This window comes from Streptomyces venezuelae, from assembly GCF_008642275.1.
GTDB classification, from domain to species: Bacteria; Actinomycetota; Actinomycetes; order Streptomycetales; family Streptomycetaceae; genus Streptomyces; species Streptomyces venezuelae_E.
In genome coordinates this window covers 2,560,558-2,578,759 of the sequence record NZ_CP029189.1, presented here as the reverse complement: position 1 = coordinate 2,578,759, position 18,202 = coordinate 2,560,558, and the positions used below count along the sequence as shown (strand labels likewise).

General features: G+C 70.9%; 17 protein-coding genes and 2 tRNA genes. 13 read left to right on the top strand and 6 right to left on the bottom strand.

The window, feature by feature from the left end:
• Positions 1 to 80: 80 nt before the first annotated feature.
• Complete coding sequence (locus tag DEJ51_RS11065) at positions 81 to 1,487, bottom strand: amino acid permease (RefSeq protein ID WP_150257445.1); 1,407 nt, start codon at positions 1,485 to 1,487, stop codon at positions 81 to 83.
• A gap of 286 nt (positions 1,488 to 1,773) precedes the next feature.
• On the opposite strand from DEJ51_RS11065, the gene DEJ51_RS11060 reads away from it, so the two are divergent.
• Entirely contained in the window at positions 1,774 to 2,358 is a 585-nt protein-coding gene (locus DEJ51_RS11060; protein WP_150257444.1) for a biotin transporter BioY, read from the top strand.
• Between the two features lie 74 nt (positions 2,359 to 2,432).
• Here the strand turns inward: DEJ51_RS11060 and DEJ51_RS11055 are convergent, their stop codons facing one another.
• Complete coding sequence (locus tag DEJ51_RS11055) at positions 2,433 to 3,866, bottom strand: amino acid permease (protein WP_150257443.1); 1,434 nt, start codon at positions 3,864 to 3,866, stop codon at positions 2,433 to 2,435.
• 218 nt (positions 3,867 to 4,084) lie between these two features.
• Between DEJ51_RS11055 and DEJ51_RS11050 the strand changes: the two genes are divergently transcribed.
• Together DEJ51_RS11050 and DEJ51_RS11045 are read left to right on the top strand one after the other, a co-directional pair.
• Positions 4,085 to 4,570 (top strand): ribose-5-phosphate isomerase, encoded by a 486-nt coding sequence (locus DEJ51_RS11050; protein WP_150257442.1) that lies wholly within the window; start codon positions 4,085 to 4,087, stop codon positions 4,568 to 4,570.
• A gap of 68 nt (positions 4,571 to 4,638) precedes the next feature.
• The gene (locus DEJ51_RS11045) at positions 4,639 to 5,445 is read left to right on the top strand and encodes an Fpg/Nei family DNA glycosylase (protein ID WP_150257441.1); all 807 of its coding nucleotides are present in this window, start codon (positions 4,639 to 4,641) and stop codon (positions 5,443 to 5,445) included.
• A gap of 43 nt (positions 5,446 to 5,488) precedes the next feature.
• Here DEJ51_RS11045 and DEJ51_RS11040 read toward each other — a convergent pair whose 3' ends face one another.
• Positions 5,489 to 6,724 carry a GNAT family N-acetyltransferase gene (locus tag DEJ51_RS11040; RefSeq protein WP_150257440.1) on the bottom strand — a complete coding sequence of 412 codons (1,236 nt, stop codon included), beginning with the start codon at positions 6,722 to 6,724 and terminating at the stop codon, positions 5,489 to 5,491.
• A 117-nt stretch (positions 6,725 to 6,841) separates the two neighbouring features.
• Here DEJ51_RS11040 and DEJ51_RS11035 point away from each other — a divergent pair, with 117 nt between their 5' ends.
• A complete protein-coding gene (locus tag DEJ51_RS11035) occupies positions 6,842 to 7,984 on the top strand; it encodes a PP2C family protein-serine/threonine phosphatase (RefSeq protein WP_150257439.1) in 1,143 nt (380 codons plus the stop codon).
• A gap of 115 nt (positions 7,985 to 8,099) precedes the next feature.
• Positions 8,100 to 8,915: an ABC transporter ATP-binding protein gene (locus DEJ51_RS11030; protein ID WP_150257438.1), complete on the top strand. Its 816-nt coding sequence runs from the start codon at positions 8,100 to 8,102 to the stop codon at positions 8,913 to 8,915.
• A gap of 3 nt (positions 8,916 to 8,918) precedes the next feature.
• Here the strand turns inward: DEJ51_RS11030 and DEJ51_RS11025 are convergent, their stop codons facing one another.
• Positions 8,919 to 9,593, bottom strand: coding sequence for a DUF4232 domain-containing protein (locus tag DEJ51_RS11025; protein WP_150257437.1), 675 nt, complete (start codon positions 9,591 to 9,593; stop codon positions 8,919 to 8,921).
• Positions 9,594 to 9,675: 82 nt separating this feature from the next.
• On the opposite strand from DEJ51_RS11025, the gene DEJ51_RS11020 reads away from it, so the two are divergent.
• The 3 genes from DEJ51_RS11020 (at position 9,676) to DEJ51_RS11010 (ending at position 11,887) form a co-directional block, all read left to right on the top strand.
• On the top strand, positions 9,676 to 11,064 hold the full coding sequence (locus DEJ51_RS11020; RefSeq protein WP_150257436.1) for a pyridoxal phosphate-dependent decarboxylase family protein: 1,389 nt from the start codon (positions 9,676 to 9,678) through the stop codon (positions 11,062 to 11,064).
• A complete protein-coding gene (locus tag DEJ51_RS11015) occupies positions 11,061 to 11,516 on the top strand; it encodes an HD domain-containing protein (RefSeq protein WP_150257435.1) in 456 nt (151 codons plus the stop codon). The genes DEJ51_RS11020 and DEJ51_RS11015 overlap by 4 nt, the downstream gene beginning before the upstream one ends.
• A 176-nt stretch (positions 11,517 to 11,692) precedes the next feature.
• The gene (locus tag DEJ51_RS11010) at positions 11,693 to 11,887 is read left to right on the top strand and encodes a membrane protein (RefSeq protein WP_030008564.1); all 195 of its coding nucleotides are present in this window, start codon (positions 11,693 to 11,695) and stop codon (positions 11,885 to 11,887) included.
• A gap of 251 nt (positions 11,888 to 12,138) precedes the next feature.
• Here DEJ51_RS11010 and DEJ51_RS11005 read toward each other — a convergent pair.
• Positions 12,139 to 12,209, bottom strand: a tRNA-Gly gene (locus DEJ51_RS11005).
• A 168-nt stretch (positions 12,210 to 12,377) separates the two neighbouring features.
• On the opposite strand from DEJ51_RS11005, the gene DEJ51_RS11000 reads away from it, so the two are divergent.
• The 5 genes from DEJ51_RS11000 (at position 12,378) to clpX (ending at position 17,095) form a co-directional block, all read left to right on the top strand.
• Positions 12,378 to 12,454: transfer RNA gene (locus tag DEJ51_RS11000), tRNA-Pro, on the top strand.
• A 164-nt stretch (positions 12,455 to 12,618) separates the two neighbouring features.
• Positions 12,619 to 14,007 (top strand): trigger factor, encoded by a 1,389-nt coding sequence (gene tig / locus DEJ51_RS10995; protein ID WP_190620314.1) that lies wholly within the window; start codon positions 12,619 to 12,621, stop codon positions 14,005 to 14,007.
• Positions 14,008 to 14,317: 310 nt separating this feature from the next.
• Entirely contained in the window at positions 14,318 to 14,935 is a 618-nt protein-coding gene (locus DEJ51_RS10990) for an ATP-dependent Clp protease proteolytic subunit (RefSeq protein WP_150257433.1), read from the top strand.
• A gap of 54 nt (positions 14,936 to 14,989) precedes the next feature.
• Positions 14,990 to 15,655: an ATP-dependent Clp protease proteolytic subunit gene (locus DEJ51_RS10985; RefSeq protein ID WP_150257432.1), complete on the top strand. Its 666-nt coding sequence runs from the start codon at positions 14,990 to 14,992 to the stop codon at positions 15,653 to 15,655.
• 153 nt (positions 15,656 to 15,808) lie between these two features.
• Positions 15,809 to 17,095, top strand: a complete 1,287-nt coding sequence (gene clpX, locus DEJ51_RS10980; RefSeq protein ID WP_030026955.1) for an ATP-dependent Clp protease ATP-binding subunit ClpX — start codon at positions 15,809 to 15,811, stop codon at positions 17,093 to 17,095.
• A gap of 66 nt (positions 17,096 to 17,161) precedes the next feature.
• Here clpX and DEJ51_RS10975 read toward each other — a convergent pair whose 3' ends face one another.
• Positions 17,162 to 18,097: a hypothetical protein gene (locus DEJ51_RS10975; RefSeq protein WP_150257431.1), complete on the bottom strand. Its 936-nt coding sequence runs from the start codon at positions 18,095 to 18,097 to the stop codon at positions 17,162 to 17,164.
• Positions 18,098 to 18,202: the final 105 nt, after the last annotated feature.

Sequence of the window (18,202 nt, the reverse complement as noted above, 5' to 3'; positions counted from 1 at the left end):
GCATGGGCCACCGGCCACGGGCCACGGGCCACGGGCCGCCGGCCACGGGCCACCGGCCACGGGCCACCGGCCGGGGCCGGTCAGGACTTCGAGGCGCGCCGCTCCCGGAGTTCGCGGATCCACGCCACGGCGAGGACCAGCGCGGCCGCGCCCGAGGACCACAGCAGCTGGGGCCGCGCGGAGTCGTCGAACAGCATCAGGACCAGCACCGCGGCCATGCCGACCAGCGCGGCCCAGGTCGCGTACGGGAAGAACCACATCGGCAGCGTCAGCCGCTCGGGCATGTCCCGCTCGATCCGGCGGCGCAGCTTCAGCTGCGAGACGGCGATCAGTGCCCACACGAACAGCAGCACCGCGCCGACCGCGTTGAGCATGTAGAGGAAGATCGTGTCCGGCCACAGCAGGTTGAGCACCACCGACACGAAGCCGAAGGCCACCGAGGCGAAGACCGCCCGGCGCGGCACCCCGCCGCCCGAGACCTTCAGCAGTGCCTGCGGGGCCTCGCGGCGTTCGGCCAGCGAGAAGACCATGCGCGAGGACCCGTAGAGGTTCGCGTTGAGCGCCGACAGCAGGGCCACGAACACCACGATGTTCATGATCTGGCCGGCCCCCGGGATGCCGATCGAGTCGAGCACCGCCACGTAGGGGCTCTCACCCGGCTTCAGCGAGTTCCACGGCAGCAGGGTCACGATGACCACCATCGAGCCGACGTAGAAGAAGAGGATGCGCCACACCGCGTTGCGCACCGCCCGGGACACCGACCGCGCCGGGTCGTCCGACTCGGCGGCGGCGATGGTCACGACCTCCAGGCCGCCGAAGGCGAAGATGACGGCGAGCATGCCCGCGACCACACCGCCGAAGCCCTCGGGGAAGAAGCCGCCCTGGCCGGTGAGGTTGGCCATGCCGACCGGCTCCGTGTCCGGGAGCAGGCCGAAGACCGCGAGGGTGCCCAGGATCAGGAAGAGCACGATCGCGCCGACCTTGAGGGCGGCGAACCAGAACTCGAACTCGCCGAAGTTCTTCACGGCGGCCAGGTTGCTCACGGTGAAGACCACCATGAACAGCAGCACCCAGACCCACTGGTCGACCGCGGGCACCCAGCCGTTCGCGATCTTCGCCGCGCCGGTGGCCTCCACGGCCAGCACCACGACCAGCAGGAACCAGTACAGCCAGCCCGCCGAGAAACCGGCCCAGCGCCCGAGCGCCCGCTCCGCGTAGACGGAGAACGAGCCCGAGGCGGGCATCGCGGCCGACATCTCGCCGAGCGCCCGCATCACCAGCATCGCGAGGACACCCGCGAGCAGATAGGAGCAGATGATCGCGGGACCGGCGATGGCGATGCCGGCGCCGGAGCCGACGAAGAGCCCGGCGCCGATGACGCCGCCGAGGCCCAGCATGGTCAGGTGGCGCTGCTTGAGGCTGTGGCTGAGGGGTTCCGCGGGCAGGTCGCCCTCGGGGTGAGGTGCTTCTTCCAGGCGCTCACGCATGAAGGGTGCTCGTACTCTCGTTCGGGCCCAGTGGCGGTGGGAGCCCCGCGTCAGAATTGGCGGGATCCTACAGTCTCGCTGAGCGGCGGTCTTTCGTGCAAAACGGACGTGCTGTCCGATGTTCCTCGTGATGAGGATCACGCCGGCTCGGGTGTGAGGCTTCGCGTTTGTGCACTCTCAACCAAAGCGGGGAGTGCGGCTTTGTCCCGGGTGGCGGTGGGGCGGCGGGGAAGGGCGCACTAGCGTCGGTGATCGTCCTGCCACCCCCATCCCGTGGAGCCTCCCGATGAGCACTGCCTCCGTCTCCCTCCGGCCCGGCGCCGTCCTCGCCGATCTGCTGCCCGCGAGCCGCGTCCGCGACATCGCGCTCGTCGTCGGCGGCGCCGCGCTCACCGGGCTGGCCGCCCAGATCGCGGTTCCCGTCCCCGGCTCCCCGGTCCCCGTCACCGGCCAGACCTTCGCCGCGCTGCTCGTCGGCACCGCGTTCGGCGCCCGCCGGGGCTTCCTCTCGCTGGCGCTGTACGCCCTCGTCGGCATGGCCGGCGTGCCGTGGTTCGCGGGCGGCACCTCCGGAGCGGGCGGCGCCTCCTTCGGTTACGTGCTCGGCATGCTGCTCGCCGCCACCGTCGTCGGCGCCCTCGCGCGCCGGGGCGGCGACCGGTCGGTCCTGCGCACGGCCGGCCTGATGGTGCTGGGTTCGGCCGTGATCTACGCGGTGGGCGTGCCGTACCTGATGGCCGCCACCGGGATGTCCCTGGGCGCCGCCGTCGCGGCGGGCCTGACCCCGTTCCTGGTCGGCGACGCCCTCAAGGCCGCGCTGGCCATGGGCGCCCTGCCCGCCGCCTGGAAGCTGGCCGGCCGCCGCGGCTGAGCCGCCCCCCGTACGCACCGGAGCCCGGCCCGCCTTGTGAAGGCGGGCCGGGCTCCGGCGTACGTGCACGGCGATCAGGCCTGCAGGGCCTTCTTGCGGCGGAAGTCCAGCACCACGCCGACGAGCACGACGATGCCGGCGACCAGGGTGGACAGGGTGACCACCTCGCGGTTGGCGTCGTCCACGAACATGTAGCCGATCACGAACATGATCAGGGCGGCGGTGGCCCAGGTCAGCCACGGGAAGAGCCACATCTTCACGGTCAGCTTCTCCGGGGCCTCGCGGACCAGGATCCCGCGCATCTTCAGCTGGGTGAAGCAGATCACCAGCCAGACGAAGAGCGCGATGGCGCCGGACGAGTTCAGGAGGAAGTTGAAGACCGTGTCCTTGAACGCGTAGTTGAAGTAGACGGCGACGAAGCCGAAGACCGTGGAGCCCAGGATCGCGGCGACCGGCACACCGTTCTTGTTGACCTTGGCGAACGCCTTGGGGGCGTCACCGCGCTCACCGAGCGAGAAGGCCATGCGGGAGGCGGTGTAGAGGCCCGAGTTCAGGCAGGACAGCACGGCGGTCAGGACGATGACCTCCATGATCGTGCCGGCGTGCGCGATGCCGATCGAGTCCAGGGCGGCGACGTACGAGCCCTTCTCGGTGATCGACTTGTCGTTCCACGGGAGCAGGGTCAGCACGATGAAGATCGAGCCGAGGTAGAAGACGCCGATCCGCCAGATGACGGAGTTGGTGGCCTGCGTGACCGCCTTGCGGGGGTTCTCCGACTCGCCGGCCGCCAGGGTGACGATCTCGCTGCCCATGAAGGAGAAGACGACCATCAGCACACCGGTCAGGACGGCGCCGTAGCCGTTGGGGAAGAAGCCGCCGGCGTCGGTGAGGTGGGCGAAGCCCGCGCCCGGGTTGTCGGAGCCCGGCAGCACGCCGAAGACGGCCAGCATGCCGACGATCACGAACGCGCCGATGGCGACGACCTTGATGCCCGCGAACCAGAACTCGAACTCACCGTAGGAGGCGACCGAGCCGAGGTTGGTGGCGGTCAGCACCGCCATCACGATCAGCGCCCAGGCCCACTGCGGGACGGCCGGGATCCAGCTCTCCAGGATGGCGGCGCCGGCGGTCGCCTCCACGGCGAGCACGACGACCCAGAAGAACCAGTAGAGCCAGCCGATGGAGAAGCCCGCCCAGCGGCCGAGCGCGCGGTCGGCGTAGGCCGAGAAGGAGCCCGAGTTCGGGCTGGCGGCGGCCATCTCGCCGAGCATGCGCATCACGAAGACGACCATCGCGCCGACGAGCGCGTAGGAGATCAGGATGGCGGGACCGGCCTTGGCGATGCCGCCACCGGAACCGACGAAGAGGCCGGCGCCGATGACGCCGCCAATGGCGATCATGGACAGGTGGCGGTTCTTGAGACCGGCCTTCAGACCGTCGGAGGGCTGGCCGTCACCGGGGTTCCCGGTGGGGCCGCCTTCCTTCTGAAGGGTCGTCGTGGAGCTCATGGACGGATCCTTAGGTTCTCGGGTTGCGAGCCCCGGCATTCAAACCTGAGATGAACGCAGGACGGAAGACCTCAATCCGGATCGTTGCCTTGGTGTGAACGTCCAGGAGGCCGTTGCGCCCTGTCCCATCTGCGTTCTTTGGGTTTACTTGAGCTTTAGAAGTGACTTACGCGACACCCGCTGCGGGCTGTCGGGCCTCCTCGTGCCACACTCGTCCCATGCGCGTGTACCTCGGATCCGACCATGCCGGCTTTGAGCTCAAGAACCACCTGGTGGACTGGCTCAAGAACAACGGCCACGAGCCCGTCGACTGTGGGCCCCACATCTACGACGCGGTGGACGACTACCCGCCGTTCTGCCTGCGCGCCGCGGAGAAGACCGCCGCCGACGCCGGCAGCCTCGGCATCGTGATCGGCGGCTCCGGCAACGGAGAGCAGATCGCCGCGAACAAGGTCAAGGGCGTCCGCGCCATCCTGGCCTGGAGCGTCCAGACCGCCCAGCTCGGCCGTGAGCACAACAACGCCAACGTCATCTCCGTCGGCGGCCGGATGCACACGCAGGACGAGGCCGTCAGCTTCGTCGAGGCCTTCCTGGCGACCCCGTACTCCGACGAGGAGCGCCACACCCGCCGCATCGACATGCTCTCGGCCTACGAGCAGACCGGCGAGCTCCCCCCGATCCCGGCCCACCACCCGCAGGGCTGATCCCGCTTCCGGCCGTGCCGCCCCCACGGGGCCGGTGCGGCCGGTTTCTCTTTCCGAGGAGCTCCGCCGTGCCCGAGGGGCATACGATCCACCGCCTCGCCCAGGACCACGCCGAGCGGTTCGCGGGCCGGCCGGTCCGCGTCAGCAGCCCCCAGGGCCGCTTCGAACAGAGCGCGGCCGTGCTCGACGGGCGCGAGCTGGACGGCGCCGAGGCGCACGGCAAGCACCTCTTCCTGGAACTGGGCGACGCCTGGATCCACATCCACCTCGGCCTGTTCGGCAAGCTCGGCTTCGGCCCCGCCCCGGCCCCGCCCGCCACGGACACCGTCCGGCTGCGCCTGCTCAACGAGGACCACTACGCCGACCTGCGCGGCCCCACCGCCTGCGCGCTGATCGGCGAGGGGGAGAAGAAGGCGATACACGACCGGCTCGGCCCGGATCCGCTGCGCGCCGACGACGACCCCGACCGGGCCTGGGCCCGGATCTCCCGCTCGCGCACCACCGTCGCCGCCCTGCTCATGGACCAGAAGGTCGTCGCGGGCATCGGCAACGTCTACCGCGCCGAGGTCCTCTTCCGGCACGGCATCGACCCGTACCGCCTGGGCCGGGACCTCACCCGGGGTGAGTGGGACGCCATGTGGGCCGACCTCGCCGCCCTGATGCGCGAGGGCGTGCGCAACAACCGCATCGACACCGTCCGCGACGAGCACCTGCCCGAGGCCATGGGCCGGCCGCCGCGCGTCGACGACCACGGAGGCGAGGTGTACGTCTACCGGCGGGCGAACATGCCCTGCCACATCTGCGGCGGGGAGATCCGCACCGCCGGCCTCGCCGCCCGCAACCTCTTCTGGTGTCCGGGCTGCCAGTCCCGCTAGCGGGACTGGCAGGGGTCCGGTCCGCCGCCGACGGGCCCGCGACTCAGAAGCCGTGGGGCAGCCAGGGCGCCACGTCGCCCGCGAAAGCGCGCGAGGCCTGCGCGAGAGCCCCCGGGCGCAGCTCGCGCACCCGGCCCGCCGCGGCCAGCGAGGTGAGGGTGACCCCGCCCAGGTACGCGGCACCCAGCTCCCCGACCGACAGCTCCAGGTCCGCCGCGTCCGCGGTGCGGGTGCACCGGGCGGCGCCCCCGCCGTCGGCCACCAGCCGCCACCGCCCCTCGTTCCACGGGCAGAACGCGTCCGCTACCTCCAGGACCACGTCCACCGCGGTCCCGTACGAGCGCGCTTCCAGGGCCGCCGGAAGGTCCACCACGCGCAGGTGGAGCGAGTCGCGGGTGGCCGGCTTCGACCGCCTGACGTCGCTGACCAGGTGCAGCAGCGGGTCGTCCACCGGGCGCTTGGCGGCCCGTACGGTCCACGTCAGGTCGATGGAGAACAGGTAGCGCCACAGCGCGGCCGTCGCCGCCGGATCCAGCGCGTCGAGGGCCTCGACCTGGACCGTCCCGTCCGCACCCGACGAGGTCCAGTCCGGTTTGAACCGGTAGCGGGCGTAGCCGACCACCTCGCCGTCAGCCCGCTCCGCCACCACGCACATCAGCGGAGAGGCACCTCCCCGCTCCCCGGGCGGATCCGTCACGGCCATCCGCTCCCAGCCGGGCTGCCGGGCCGGCGCTCCCGGCCTGCGCGCCACCAGCTCGGCGTACACCCGCTCGCAGTCGGCCAGCGACTTCTCCGGGTCGACGAGCCGCAGCCGCACGTCGTCCGTCCCCGGCGGCACGTCCAGCCGCACCCGGGTCGTGTCGATCTCCAGGGACATGGCGTAGGTCGCGAGGCCGTACCCGAAGCGCCCGTAGATCGCCGGGTCGGAGGCCGTCAGCACGGCGAGCGGCTCACCGGCCGCCCGGACGTCGTCCAGCTGGCGCCGCATCAGCGAGGTGAGGATCCCGCGCCGGCGGTGCGTCGGCGCGACGCCCACGAAGGTCACCGCGGCCGCCGGGACCAGCGCCCCGCCCGGCACCGAGAGGCGGAAGCTGAAGGCCGCCGCGGAGCCGACGCAGGTCTCGCCCTCCCAGCTCCCGAGCGCACGGTCCGGCTCGGTCAGGGACCGCAGCAGCTCCCGGCCCTCCGGGGGCTCGGCCACACCGCCGAACGCCAGTTCCAGGTGATCGAACCAGACATCCCACTCGTCTTGTTGCAATATGCGCATCTCAAGAGCCATCAGGCCATCCTCGCCCGGCAGCTCCGCCGCAGTCCAAGGGTTTTCGGGCGCCGGCGGGACCCCGGTCCGGGGGTACCCCTGCGCATTCACAGCCAGGATGGATAGGGTCCCGAAGCAATGGCCGGAGCACACGTGGAATCCCTCACGGCCCGGATGCGCATGCTGTCGCACCGGGGCCGCACAGCCTTGCGCAAATCAGCAGTCGACTACTTCCGCGGCGACGCCTCGGACTGGCTCGCCTTCGGCGGCCTGCTGCTCACCATCCCCGCCATCGCCTGCGGCACGCTCATGCTGCCCGTCTGGTTCTCGCCGTCGGCACTCGTCCTGCCGATCGTGGCCGGCGGCCTGCTGCTGCGCCCCGCCAGCCTCCTCGCCCTGTACGCCGCCTCCGCGACCGCACTGATCGTCGAGGCCCTCGTACTCGGCCCCTACACCCAGGGTCCGGCCCGCGTCACCCCCGGCACCGTGCTGGTGGTCGCGGCCTGCGGGTTCTTCGGCCTGGTCATCGCCCAGTTCCGCAGCCGCGTCGGCGTGCCCTGGCGGCGCGGCGGCACCATGCTCTTCGACCTGCGCGAACGCATCCGCGTGCAGAGCAAACTGCCCGCCCTGCCCCGCGGCTGGCACCGGGAGATGGCCCTGCGCCCGGCCGGCGGCCAGTCCTTCTCCGGCGACTTCGTCGTCGCTGCCCGCACCAACGGCGGCCGGACCCTGGAGATCGTCCTGACCGACGTCTCCGGCAAGGGCATGGAAGCCGGCTCCCGCGCCCTGCTGCTCTCCGGCGCCTTCGGCGGACTGCTCGGCGCGCTGCCCGCCCACGGCTTCCTGCCCGCCGCCAACGGCTACCTGCTCCGCCAGGACTGGGACGAGGGCTTCGCCACCTCCATCCACCTCGTCCTGGACCTGGCGACCGGCGACTACGAACTCCTCTCCGCCGGCCACCTCCCCGCCCTCCAGCTCTCGGCGGGCACCGGACGCTGGCAGGAGAAGTCCGGCGAGGGTCCGCTCCTCGGCGTCTACGACGGCGCCGAGTTCACCCCCGCCCGCGGCAGCCTCCGCCCCGGCGACGTCCTGATGCTCTTCACCGACGGCCTGGTCGAGACCTCCGACCGGGAGATCAGCGAGGGCATAGACCGCCTCACCGGCGAGGCCGACCGCTACGTCGCCGCCGGATGGGAGGGCGCGGCCTGGCACCTGATCGAGAAGGTCGCCAAGGACGTCAACGACGACCGCGCGCTGCTGCTCATCCGCCGCTCCGCCTGAGCACGGGGTGGGGTCTGCCCCACCACCGGTCCACCGGACGGCGTCATGGCCGCCGCCCCACCATGATCCGTAGCGTCGGAGCCACGATCAGGACGGCGGCGAGAGGCGGCACACCATGGGGCTCCGACGGAGCGAGCGGCAGCACCGGCAGACCTCGGAGGAGCAGCGGCACGACACCGCGGCCGCCGTCGAGCTGCGCGGCGTACGGCGGACCTACGGACGCGGCGGCTCCGCCGTGCACGCCCTGCGCGGGATCGACCTCAGCCTGCCCCGCGGCAGCTTCACCGCCGTCATGGGACCCTCCGGCTCCGGCAAATCGACCTTCCTGCAGTGCGCCGCCGGACTCGACCTGCCCACCGGGGGATCCGTCCGGCTCGGCGGCACCGAGATCACCGCGATGAACGAGAACGAGCTCACCGCACTGCGCCGCAGCCGCCTCGGCTTCGTCTTCCAGGCCTTCAACCTGCTGCCCTCCCTCACGGTCGAGCAGAACGTGCTCCTCCCGATGCGGCTCGCCGGCGGCCGCTCCGCGCGCGAGGGCCGGGCCCACGCCGCCGAACTGCTGGCCCGGGTCGGCCTGGAGGGCAAGGGCGGCCGCCGCCCGGCCGAGCTGTCCGGCGGCCAGCAGCAGCGCGTGGCCATCGCCCGGGCCCTCGTCACCCGGCCCGACGTGGTCTTCGCCGACGAACCCACCGGCGCCCTCGACACCACCACCGCGGCGGAGGTCCTCGGGCTGCTCCGGGACGCCGTCGACGCCCTGCGCGCCACCGTCGTCATGGTCACCCACGACCCGGCCGCCGCCGCCCACGCCGACCAGGTGCTCTTCCTCGCCGACGGCCTGATCGCGGACCGGCTGCCGCGCAGCCCCGCGGCGGCCGTCGCCGCCCGCATGACCGCACTCACCGCCCGGCGCGCCCCGGCCGCCGCCTGAGGCTCAGCGGAGCAGCGGCCGCCACGGTCCGAGCCCCAGCTTCCCGGTGTTCCCGAGGTCCACCGGTGCGGCGAGCCGCAGCCACAGCCGGGGTGCCCCGGGCCGGGGCTCGACCTCCACGATCCGCGCCGTCACGGGCGGAGCCGCCGATTCGGTGACGAGGTTGCGCCACACCATCCCGAAGGAGGCCGCCTGCCCCGGGGCCAGCGTCACCGGCCGCGGGGCCCCGTCCAGGTCCGGGGTGCCCGTGGTGATCCCCGCCGACCCGTGCTCCACCGCGACCGCCACCGGATCGTCGCGGTCGTCGCGCAGCGACAGCCCCGGGTAGCCCTCCAGTACGTACGGCTGTGCACCGCAGTTGACCAGCTGGAAGTCCGCCACCCGCAGCCCCATGGCCGCGTTCCCGTCCCCCTCGACGAGCCGGACCCCGCCCTCGGGGCAGGGCTCCGCCGGGGTCGGCGACGCCGAGGGCGCACTGCGCACGGGCGGGCGCCCGGCCGGCCCGCTCGCCGCGGTGGGGCGGGGAGCCGGGGCGGGCCCGCTCGCCGCGGTCGGCCCGGGAGCCGCCCTCGGGGCCGGGGGCGGCGAGCACCCGGCCGCCCCCGCCAGCGCCCCCGCCAGCACCCCCGCCACGACCAGACCCGGTATCCCTCGCCCCGTCCACCGTTTCGCGATCATCCGGCGAGCCTACGGCGGCGCACGGGCCACTCCCCGCGGATTGGCCCGCCCACCGGGCCCCGGCCGCGCCTAACGTGCCCCCATGGACCGTATGCTCGCCGCCGACCTCGCCCGGCTCCCCGAACTCCTCGACGCCACCCGAGGCGCCGCCGCCGACGCGCTCGCCGCCCTGGACGCGCGTCCCGTCGTACCGCCCGCGGGAAAGCCGCACGACTGCGAACCCCTCCCGGAGCACGCCGGCGGCACGGACGCCGCGCTCACCGCATTCCGCGCCCGCTGGGAGCCCCGTCTGTCGGCCTCCGCGGGACCGCGCTACCTCGGCTTCGTCACCGGCGGCGCCACCCCCGCCGCCCTCGCCGGGGACTGGCTCACCGCCGTCCACGACCAGAACTCCAACTCCGCCCTCGACGGCGGCGGCCAGGACCTCGAACGCGAGACCGTCGGCTGGCTCCGCGAGCTCTTCGGCCTGAGCGCCGCCCACTCCGGCAGCTTCGTGTCCGGCGCCACCATGTCCAACACCACCGGCCTCGCCATCGCCCGCGAATGGCTCGGCGAACGCCTCGGCGTCAGCCCGGCCGACGACGGCGCGGGAGCCCTCGGCCCGGTCCGCGTGCTCTCCGGCGCCCCGCACTCCTCGATCGCCAAGGCCCTCTCGGTCCTGGGCCTCGGCCGCAACTCCCTGGTCCAGGTGCCCACCCTGCCCGGCCGCGAGGCCGTCGACCCCGCCGCCCTGGAGCGGGCGCTCGCCGACACCCCCGGACCCGCCGTGGTCGTCGCCAACGCCGGCACCGTCAACACCGTCGACTTCGACGACCTCCGGGCGATCGGAGCCCTGCGCGAACGCCACGACTTCTGGCTGCACACCGACGCCGCGTTCGGAGCCTTCGCCGCGCTCTCCCCGGAGCACGCGCACCTCGCCGACGGCCTCGACGCCTCCGACTCCCTCTGCGTCGACCTGCACAAATGGCTCAACGTCCCCTACGACAGCGCCGTCCAGTTCACCCGCCGACGCGACCTGCAGGCCCGCGTCTTCCAGAACTCCGCCGCCTACCTCGGCCCCCTGGGAGACCACCCCGACCTCGTCCACCTCACCCCCGAGAACTCGCACCGGCTGCGTGCCCTCGCCGCCTGGTTCACGCTCCGCGCGTACGGCCGCCAGGGCCACCGGGAGATCGTCGAACGCGACATCGCCTGCGCCCGCGCGCTCGGCGCCGCCCTGGAGGAGGACCCCGCCTTCACCCTCCTCGCCCCGGTCCGCCTGAACGTCGTCTGCTTCACCCTGGCCGAGGCCCCCACTCCGGAGCGCCTCGCCGCCCTGCGGGAGGCGGCCGCCGCCGAGGTGTTCGTCACTCCCACCGTCTACGGGGGAACCGCCGGCCTGCGCGCCGCGTTCTCCAACTGGCGTACCACGCAGGCGGACGTGCGCCGGGCAGCGAAGGCCCTCGGCGCAGCGGCAAGGGAGATCGCATGACGGACAGCCCCCTGACCCTCATCGAGGTCGAGGCCCTGGCGCGCAGCGCGCACGAGGGCCAGACCGACAAGGCCGGCCGGCCCTACGCCGAACACCTCGCGGCCGTGGCCGAGGGCGTGCGGCTGCGCGGCGGCAGCGCCGAACAGCAGGCGGCGGCCTGGCTCCACGACGCCATCGAGGACGAGGCCCTCAGCCTCACCTGGCTGGATTCCGCTGCCCTCCCGCAGTCGGTGAAGGACATGGTCCTGGCGGTCACCAAGCGCCCCGACGAACCGGTGGAGCGGTACGCGGCCCGCATCCTGGCCACCCCGGGCGCCCTGCTGGTCAAGGAAGCCGACCTCGCGCACAACGCGGACCCCGTACGCCTCTCCGTGCTGGACGGTCCCACGCGCGAGAGGCTGTCCGTAAAGTATGCGAATATCCGTTCCCTCCTCGGCCTCACCGCCCCGTGACCCGTGCCTCGCGCCCGAAATATTCCTGTCGCACATGTGGTTGGCGGAAACGGAACCACGCCTGTTCGTCACGGGGCGTATAGCCGGGGCCCGTTGGTGGGAGGATGGTGCATGTGGGGGTGTGCCAGGCCGTGCGCCCCGGGCCGACCAGGGGACGACCGAAGGTGTGATCAGTAGTGGCCATTTCGCTGTCAGTGGTGGTTCTGTTGGCGGTCATCCTGGTGGTGCTGATCCGTGGCAACCACATCAAGACGGGCCCCGCCATCGTCGCGGCGCTCTTCGGCTTCTTCCTCGCGTCCAGCTCGATCGCGGACGACGTGAACCGTTTCCTGAACTCCCTCGCGACGATGATCGCGAACATCAAGCTCTGATCCCGGGCGGTCGGCCCGGGGCGCCGCGGACCGGTGGCACCAGGCAGAACAGGGCGGTCCCACGGCCGCCGCGCCGCCCCGTCTTCGCGCCGCCCATGTTCCCCCCACCGTTCGCTGCCGAACAGGATGGATCGGGAACCGACTTGGCGGCGTGTACCGGCACCGGCACGCCGCGGGGCTGGTCCGGACCTCGGGAACGGCGAAGGGCCAGGTCGAGGAGATGTCCTCTGACCTGGCCCTTTCGTCTTCAGAGCGGGTGACGGGAATCGAACCCGCGTAGCTAGTTTGGAAGACTAGTGCTCTACCATTGAGCTACACCCGCAACGCACGCGCCGCAGGTCCGGGGACCTTGGCACGGACAGCATCCTAGCGGGTCGTTCCCGGTGAGCGCACACCACATTCGGCGTCGTGGCGGAGGCCCGCCCGGAATGCCTCGGGAAACCGCGCGCATCAGAGTGTCTCCAGGCATGTACCCTACGTGTCGCACCGACGGGGTGTGGCGCAGCTTGGTAGCGCGTCCGCTTTGGGAGCGGAAGGTCGTCGGTTCGAATCCGGCCACCCCGACCATCAGCAGTGTCTCCACAAGATCGCGTTGTGGGCTGATTGCCGCTTGCGGTTACTATGCAAGCTGCGTGCCCGTGTGTCTGATGTACCGGGCCGAAGTCCGCCGAACCGCTGAATCACAGCGCGACGGCAGAATCCCCAGCAGTCAGCCACAAGGAGACCGAACCGTGAAGAGCGCCGTGGAGACCCTGAACCCGACTCGGGTTCGGCTCACTGTCGAGGTGCCCTTCGAGGAGCTCAAGGACAGCCTCGACGCGGCGTACAAGAAGATCAACCAGCAGGTCACGGTGAAGGGCTTCCGCAAGGGCAAGATCCCGGCCCGCGTCATCGACCAGCGCTTCGGCCGTGGTGCGGTGCTGGAGGAGGCCGTCAACGACGCGCTCCCGAAGTTCTACACCGAGGCCGTCAACGAGGCCGACCTGAACCCGCTGGGCCAGCCGGACGTGGACATCACCGAGCTGAAGGACGGCGAGGTCCTCGCCTTCACCGCCGAGGTCGACGTCCGTCCCGAGATCGAGATCCCGGACTTCTCCGGCATCGAGGTCGAGGTCGACGCCATCGAGGTCTCCGACGAGGACGTCGAGAAGTCCGTCGAGCAGCTGCGTGGCCGCTTCGCGTCCACCACGGACGTCGAGCGCGCCGCCGCCGAGGGTGACGTCGTCACCATCGACCTGGAGGCCAAGGTCGACGGCGAGGTGCTGCCCGACGGCGTCGCCTCCGACGTCTCCTACACCATCGGCTCGGGCGAGCTCCTCGAGGGCATCGACGAGGCCGTCACCGGCCTGGAGGCCGGTGGCGAGGCCACCTTCACCTCGCAGCTGAAGGGCGGCTCCGCCGAGGGCAAGGACGCCGAGGTCACCGTCAAGGTCACCAAGGTCTCCGCCAAGGAGCTCCCGGCCCTGGACGACGAGTTCGCGCAGCTGGCGAGCGAGTTCGACACCATCGAGGACCTCAAGGCCGACAGCCGCAAGCGCCTCGAGAACATGAAGCAGTACGACCAGGCCACGCAGGCCCAGGAGCGCGTCCTGGAGAAGCTGCTGGAGCTCGTCGAGGTCCCGATCCCCGAGAAGCTCCTCGCGGACGAGGTCCAGACCCGCAAGCACAACCTGGAGCACCACCAGCTCGGCCAGATGGGTCTGACCATCGAGAAGTACCTGGAGTTCCAGGGCAAGACGGTCGAGGAGTTCGACGCCGAGACCTCCGAGCAGGCGATCAAGGGCATCAAGACCCAGTTCGTCCTCGACGCGCTCGTCAACAAGGAGAAGCTGGGCGTCAACCAGGAGGAGCTCACCGAGCACCTCATGCGCCGCGCCGCCTCCTCCGGCATGTCCCCCGACCAGTTCGCCCAGGCCGTCGTCGAGGGTGGCCAGGTTCCGATGCTGGTCGGCGAGGTCGCCCGCGGCAAGGCCCTCGCGGTCGTCGTCGAGGCCGCCAAGGTCGTCGACACCAACGGTGAGGTCGTGGACCTGTCCGACGAGGACGAGGAGCAGGCCGCCGAGACCGTCGAGGCCGCCGTCGACGGTGACGACGAGGTCAAGGCCGACGAGGCCAAGTAACACCCCGGGCGAAGCCCGCTGAGCAGTGCCCCGAAGGGCCCGGACGCAGTCGCGTCCGGGCCCTTCCGGCATGCGCTCGGCCCGGGCCGGACGCGGGCCCCGGACGGGTCCCGCACGGCTCCGGGAGCTTGCGCTCCGAGCGAACAGTTCGGGAAGCGGGATGGCGTTGTCCTACCTGCGCGTTAGGGTCCATGAATACGAGGGCACGTGAGTACCCGGGCGCCGGCGGACCCGTCCGCTCAGGCCGGCACGGACCCCAGAACGAGACGCTGAGACGGCACATGGCCGTCGGAGACGAGCAGGTGGATACGTGACGAATCTGAAGCCTTACGCCGCGGGTGAGCCGTCCATCGGTGGCGGCCTCGGCGACCATGTCTACAACCGGCTGCTCGGCGAGCGCATCATCTTCCTCGGCCAGCAGGTCGACGACGACATCGCGAACAAGATCACCGCGCAGCTCCTGCTCCTGGCCGCCGAGCCGGAGAAGGACATCTTCCTCTACATCAACAGCCCCGGTGGCTCCGTGACGGCCGGCATGGCCGTCTACGACACCATGCAGTTCATCCCGAACGACGTCGTCACCATCGGCATGGGCATGGCCGCCTCGATGGGGCAGTTCCTGCTCACCGGTGGCGCCAAGGGCAAGCGCTTCGCCCTGCCGAACACCGACATCCTGATGCACCAGGGCTCCGCCGGCATCGGCGGCACCGCCTCCGACATCAAGATCCAGGCCCAGTACCTGCTGCGCACCAAGCAGCGGATGGCCGAGATCACCGCGTTCCACTCGGGCCAGTCCGTCGAGGCCATCATCCGCGACGGCGACCGCGACCGCTGGTTCACCGCCGAGGAGGCCAAGGAGTACGGCCTCATCGACGACATCATCTCGGCCGCGTCCAACGCGCCGGGCGGCGGCGGCACCGGGGCCTGATCGAGGCTCCACCGTCAGTACCCGTCAGCCGACAGCCCGCAGAACGCCACCAGGATGGTGAACACCCAGATGCAGAACAACTTCTCCGCGAGCGGCCTCTACACCGGCCCGCAGGTGGACAACCGCTACGTCATCCCGCGCTTCGTCGAGCGCACCTCGCAGGGCGTGCGCGAGTACGACCCGTACGCGAAGCTCTTCGAGGAGCGCGTGATCTTCCTCGGCGTGCAGATCGACGACGCGTCCGCCAACGACGTCATGGCGCAGCTGCTGTGCCTGGAGTCGATGGACCCGGACCGTGACATCTCGATCTACATCAACAGCCCCGGTGGCTCCTTCACCGCGCTGACGGCGATCTACGACACGATGCAGTTCGTGAAGCCGGACATCCAGACGGTCTGCATGGGCCAGGCGGCCTCCGCCGCCGCGGTCCTGCTGGCCGCCGGTACCCCCGGCAAGCGCATGGCCCTGCCGAACGCCCGCGTGCTGATCCACCAGCCCTCCGGTGGCACCGGCCGCGAGCAGCTCTCCGACCTGGAGATCGCGGCCAACGAGATCCTGCGCATGCGTGACCAGCTGGAGACCATGCTGGCCAAGCACTCGACGACGCCGATCGAGAAGATCCGCGACGACATCGAGCGCGACAAGATCCTGACGGCCGAGGACGCCCTCGCGTACGGCCTGATCGACCAGATCGTCTCGACCCGCAAGAACTCCCACTGATCCTTGCCTCCAGTTGACGCGGGCACATCGCCGGATTCGGCGATGTGAACCACGTCAAGGGGGCCCCGCACGGGGCCCCCGGCAAGGTACCGTCGGATATGAGGCACCAGGAGCGCTGAACCAGGCGTCTCCCAGGCGAAGGGGAAGCACCTCGTGGCACGCATCGGTGACGGCGGCGATCTGCTCAAGTGCTCGTTCTGCGGAAAGAGCCAGAAGCAGGTGAAGAAGCTCATCGCAGGACCCGGTGTGTACATCTGCGACGAGTGCATCGACCTCTGCAACGAGATCATCGAAGAGGAACTCGCGGAGACCTCCGAGGTCCGGTGGGAGGAACTCCCCAAGCCCCGTGAGATCTACGAGTTCCTGGAGAGCTACGTCGTCGGCCAGGAGCCGGCGAAGAAGGCGCTCTCGGTGGCGGTCTACAACCACTACAAGCGCGTGCAGGCCGGCGAGAACGGCGGCGCGCAGGGCCGGGACGACGCGATCGAGCTCGCCAAGTCCAACATCCTGCTGCTGGGCCCCACGGGCTCGGGCAAGACCCTGCTGGCCCAGACCCTCGCCCGCATGCTGAACGTCCCGTTCGCCATCGCCGACGCGACGGCGCTGACGGAGGCGGGGTACGTCGGCGAGGACGTCGAGAACATCCTGCTCAAGCTGATCCAGGCCGCCGACTACGACGTCAAGAAGGCCGAGACCGGGATCATCTACATCGACGAGATCGACAAGGTGGCCCGCAAGAGCGAGAACCCGTCGATCACGCGCGACGTGAGCGGCGAGGGCGTGCAGCAGGCCCTCCTGAAGATCCTGGAAGGCACGACCGCCTCCGTACCGCCGCAGGGCGGCCGGAAGCACCCGCACCAGGAGTTCATCCAGATCGACACGACGAACGTGCTCTTCATCGTGGGCGGCGCCTTCGCCGGCCTGGAGAAGATCATCGAGTCGCGTGCGGGCGCCAAGGGCATCGGCTTCGGGGCGACGATCCGCTCGAAGCGCGAGATCGAGGCCAGTGACCAGTTCCAGGAGGTCATGCCGGAGGACCTGGTGAAGTTCGGGATGATCCCCGAGTTCATCGGCCGCCTCCCCGTGCTGACCTCCGTGCACAACCTGGACCGCGAGGCCCTGCTCCAGATCCTCATCGAGCCGCGCAACGCCCTGGTGAAGCAGTACCAGCGGCTGTTCGAACTCGACGGTGTGGAGCTGGACTTCGAGCGCGAGGCGCTGGAGGCCATCGCGGACCAGGCGATCCTGCGCCAGACGGGCGCGCGCGGCCTGCGCGCCATCATGGAAGAGGTCCTGATGTCGGTGATGTACGAGGTCCCGTCCCGCAAGGACGTGGCCCGGGTCGTCATCACCGCGGACGTGGTCCGCTCCAACGTCAACCCGACGCTGGTCCCGCGGATCGTCCCGAAGGACCAGGGCCCGCACGAGAAGTCGGCGTAGCCGCAGGGCAGTACGCAGAAGGGGCGCCCCGATCGGGGCGCCCCTTCTGCATGTCCCGCTGTCCCGCTACTTCTTGACGCGGGAGGTGTTGTAGAGCTTCGCGGCCAGTTCGGCGGCCTGCTCCTGGGTGTAACCGGACTTGCCCGCCATGAGGGAGGCCACGTCCGAGGCGCTGACCATGCTCAGGGTGCTGTAGTCACCCCAGATGCAGAAGGGGAGCGTGACCTCCTTGGGTCCCTTGACGGTCGCGTCCTTCGTGGTGAACTTGAGCTCCTGGCACTTCATGACCGCGCCCTTGAAGTTGGGCGGGGACATCGTCTTCGGGCTGCCGAGGAGCTGCACCTCCGCATCGCCGTCCTTGGCCGCCTCCTCCTTGAGCTTCGAGAAGTAGGCGTCCACCGACTTCTCCGGGTCGGCGATCTCACCGTAGACGCCGGACAGTTTGAGGGCCTTGGTGGTCAGCGGGTTCTTCGGGTCGCCGGCCAGGTAGTCCATGCCCACCTGGGTCGGGTTCTTGACGCCCGCCGCCTCGTTCTTCTTCTTGCCCTCGTCGGTGAGGGGCTTCTCCTTGTACTTCGGGTCCTTCTTGAAGTCGTCCACCGACTCCGGGGCGACCAGCTTGTAGCCCTTGGTGTCCGCGGAGATGTTGCCTTCCGCGCCGCCGCCCAGGAAGTACCAGCCGCCGCCCGCGATCACCGCGACCACGCCGACCACGCCGATGATCACGCCGGCCTTGGACTTCTTCGGGGGCTGGCCGCCGTACGGGGCCTGCTGCTGCGGGTATCCGTAGGCCGGCGCCGGCGGCTGCTGGGGGTAGCCCTGCGGGGGGACGCCCGGCTGCTGCGGGTAGCCGTAGCCCGGCTGCGGGGCCGCGGGCTGGCCGTACGGGTTCGGCTGGCCGGCGCTCTGGCCGTACGGGCCGGGCGGCGGCGGGGGCTGCTGCCCGTACGGTCCCGGCTGCTGGGGCTGCTGCCCGTAGGGCCCTGGCTGGTTGTAGCTCATCCCGCGTCCCCCAATGAGGTTGCTTATCCGTTTCACACATCCTGGCGGAAGCCGGCGGCGGACAGGGCGCCGGGCCCCGTGATCGCCGGTTTCATGACTGGACTG

Bases quoted from the DNA above. Each gene is read 5' to 3' on its own strand.
- DEJ51_RS11065 (WP_150257445.1), bottom strand. From the start codon at position 1,487: ATGCGTGAGCGCCTGGAAGAAGCACCTCACCCCGAGGGCGACCTGCCC.
- DEJ51_RS11060 (WP_150257444.1), top strand. From the start codon at position 1,774: ATGAGCACTGCCTCCGTCTCCCTCCGGCCCGGCGCCGTCCTCGCCGAT.
- DEJ51_RS11055 (WP_150257443.1), bottom strand. From the start codon at position 3,866: ATGAGCTCCACGACGACCCTTCAGAAGGAAGGCGGCCCCACCGGGAAC.
- DEJ51_RS11050 (WP_150257442.1), top strand. From the start codon at position 4,085: ATGCGCGTGTACCTCGGATCCGACCATGCCGGCTTTGAGCTCAAGAAC.
- DEJ51_RS11040 (WP_150257440.1), bottom strand. From the start codon at position 6,724: ATGGCTCTTGAGATGCGCATATTGCAACAAGACGAGTGGGATGTCTGG.
- DEJ51_RS11035 (WP_150257439.1), top strand. From the start codon at position 6,842: ATGGCCGGAGCACACGTGGAATCCCTCACGGCCCGGATGCGCATGCTG.
- DEJ51_RS11030 (WP_150257438.1), top strand. From the start codon at position 8,100: ATGGGGCTCCGACGGAGCGAGCGGCAGCACCGGCAGACCTCGGAGGAG.
- DEJ51_RS11025 (WP_150257437.1), bottom strand. From the start codon at position 9,593: ATGATCGCGAAACGGTGGACGGGGCGAGGGATACCGGGTCTGGTCGTG.
- DEJ51_RS11020 (WP_150257436.1), top strand. From the start codon at position 9,676: ATGGACCGTATGCTCGCCGCCGACCTCGCCCGGCTCCCCGAACTCCTC.
- DEJ51_RS11015 (WP_150257435.1), top strand. From the start codon at position 11,061: ATGACGGACAGCCCCCTGACCCTCATCGAGGTCGAGGCCCTGGCGCGC.
- DEJ51_RS10985 (WP_150257432.1), top strand. From the start codon at position 14,990: ATGGTGAACACCCAGATGCAGAACAACTTCTCCGCGAGCGGCCTCTAC.
- DEJ51_RS10975 (WP_150257431.1), bottom strand. From the start codon at position 18,097: ATGAGCTACAACCAGCCAGGGCCCTACGGGCAGCAGCCCCAGCAGCCG.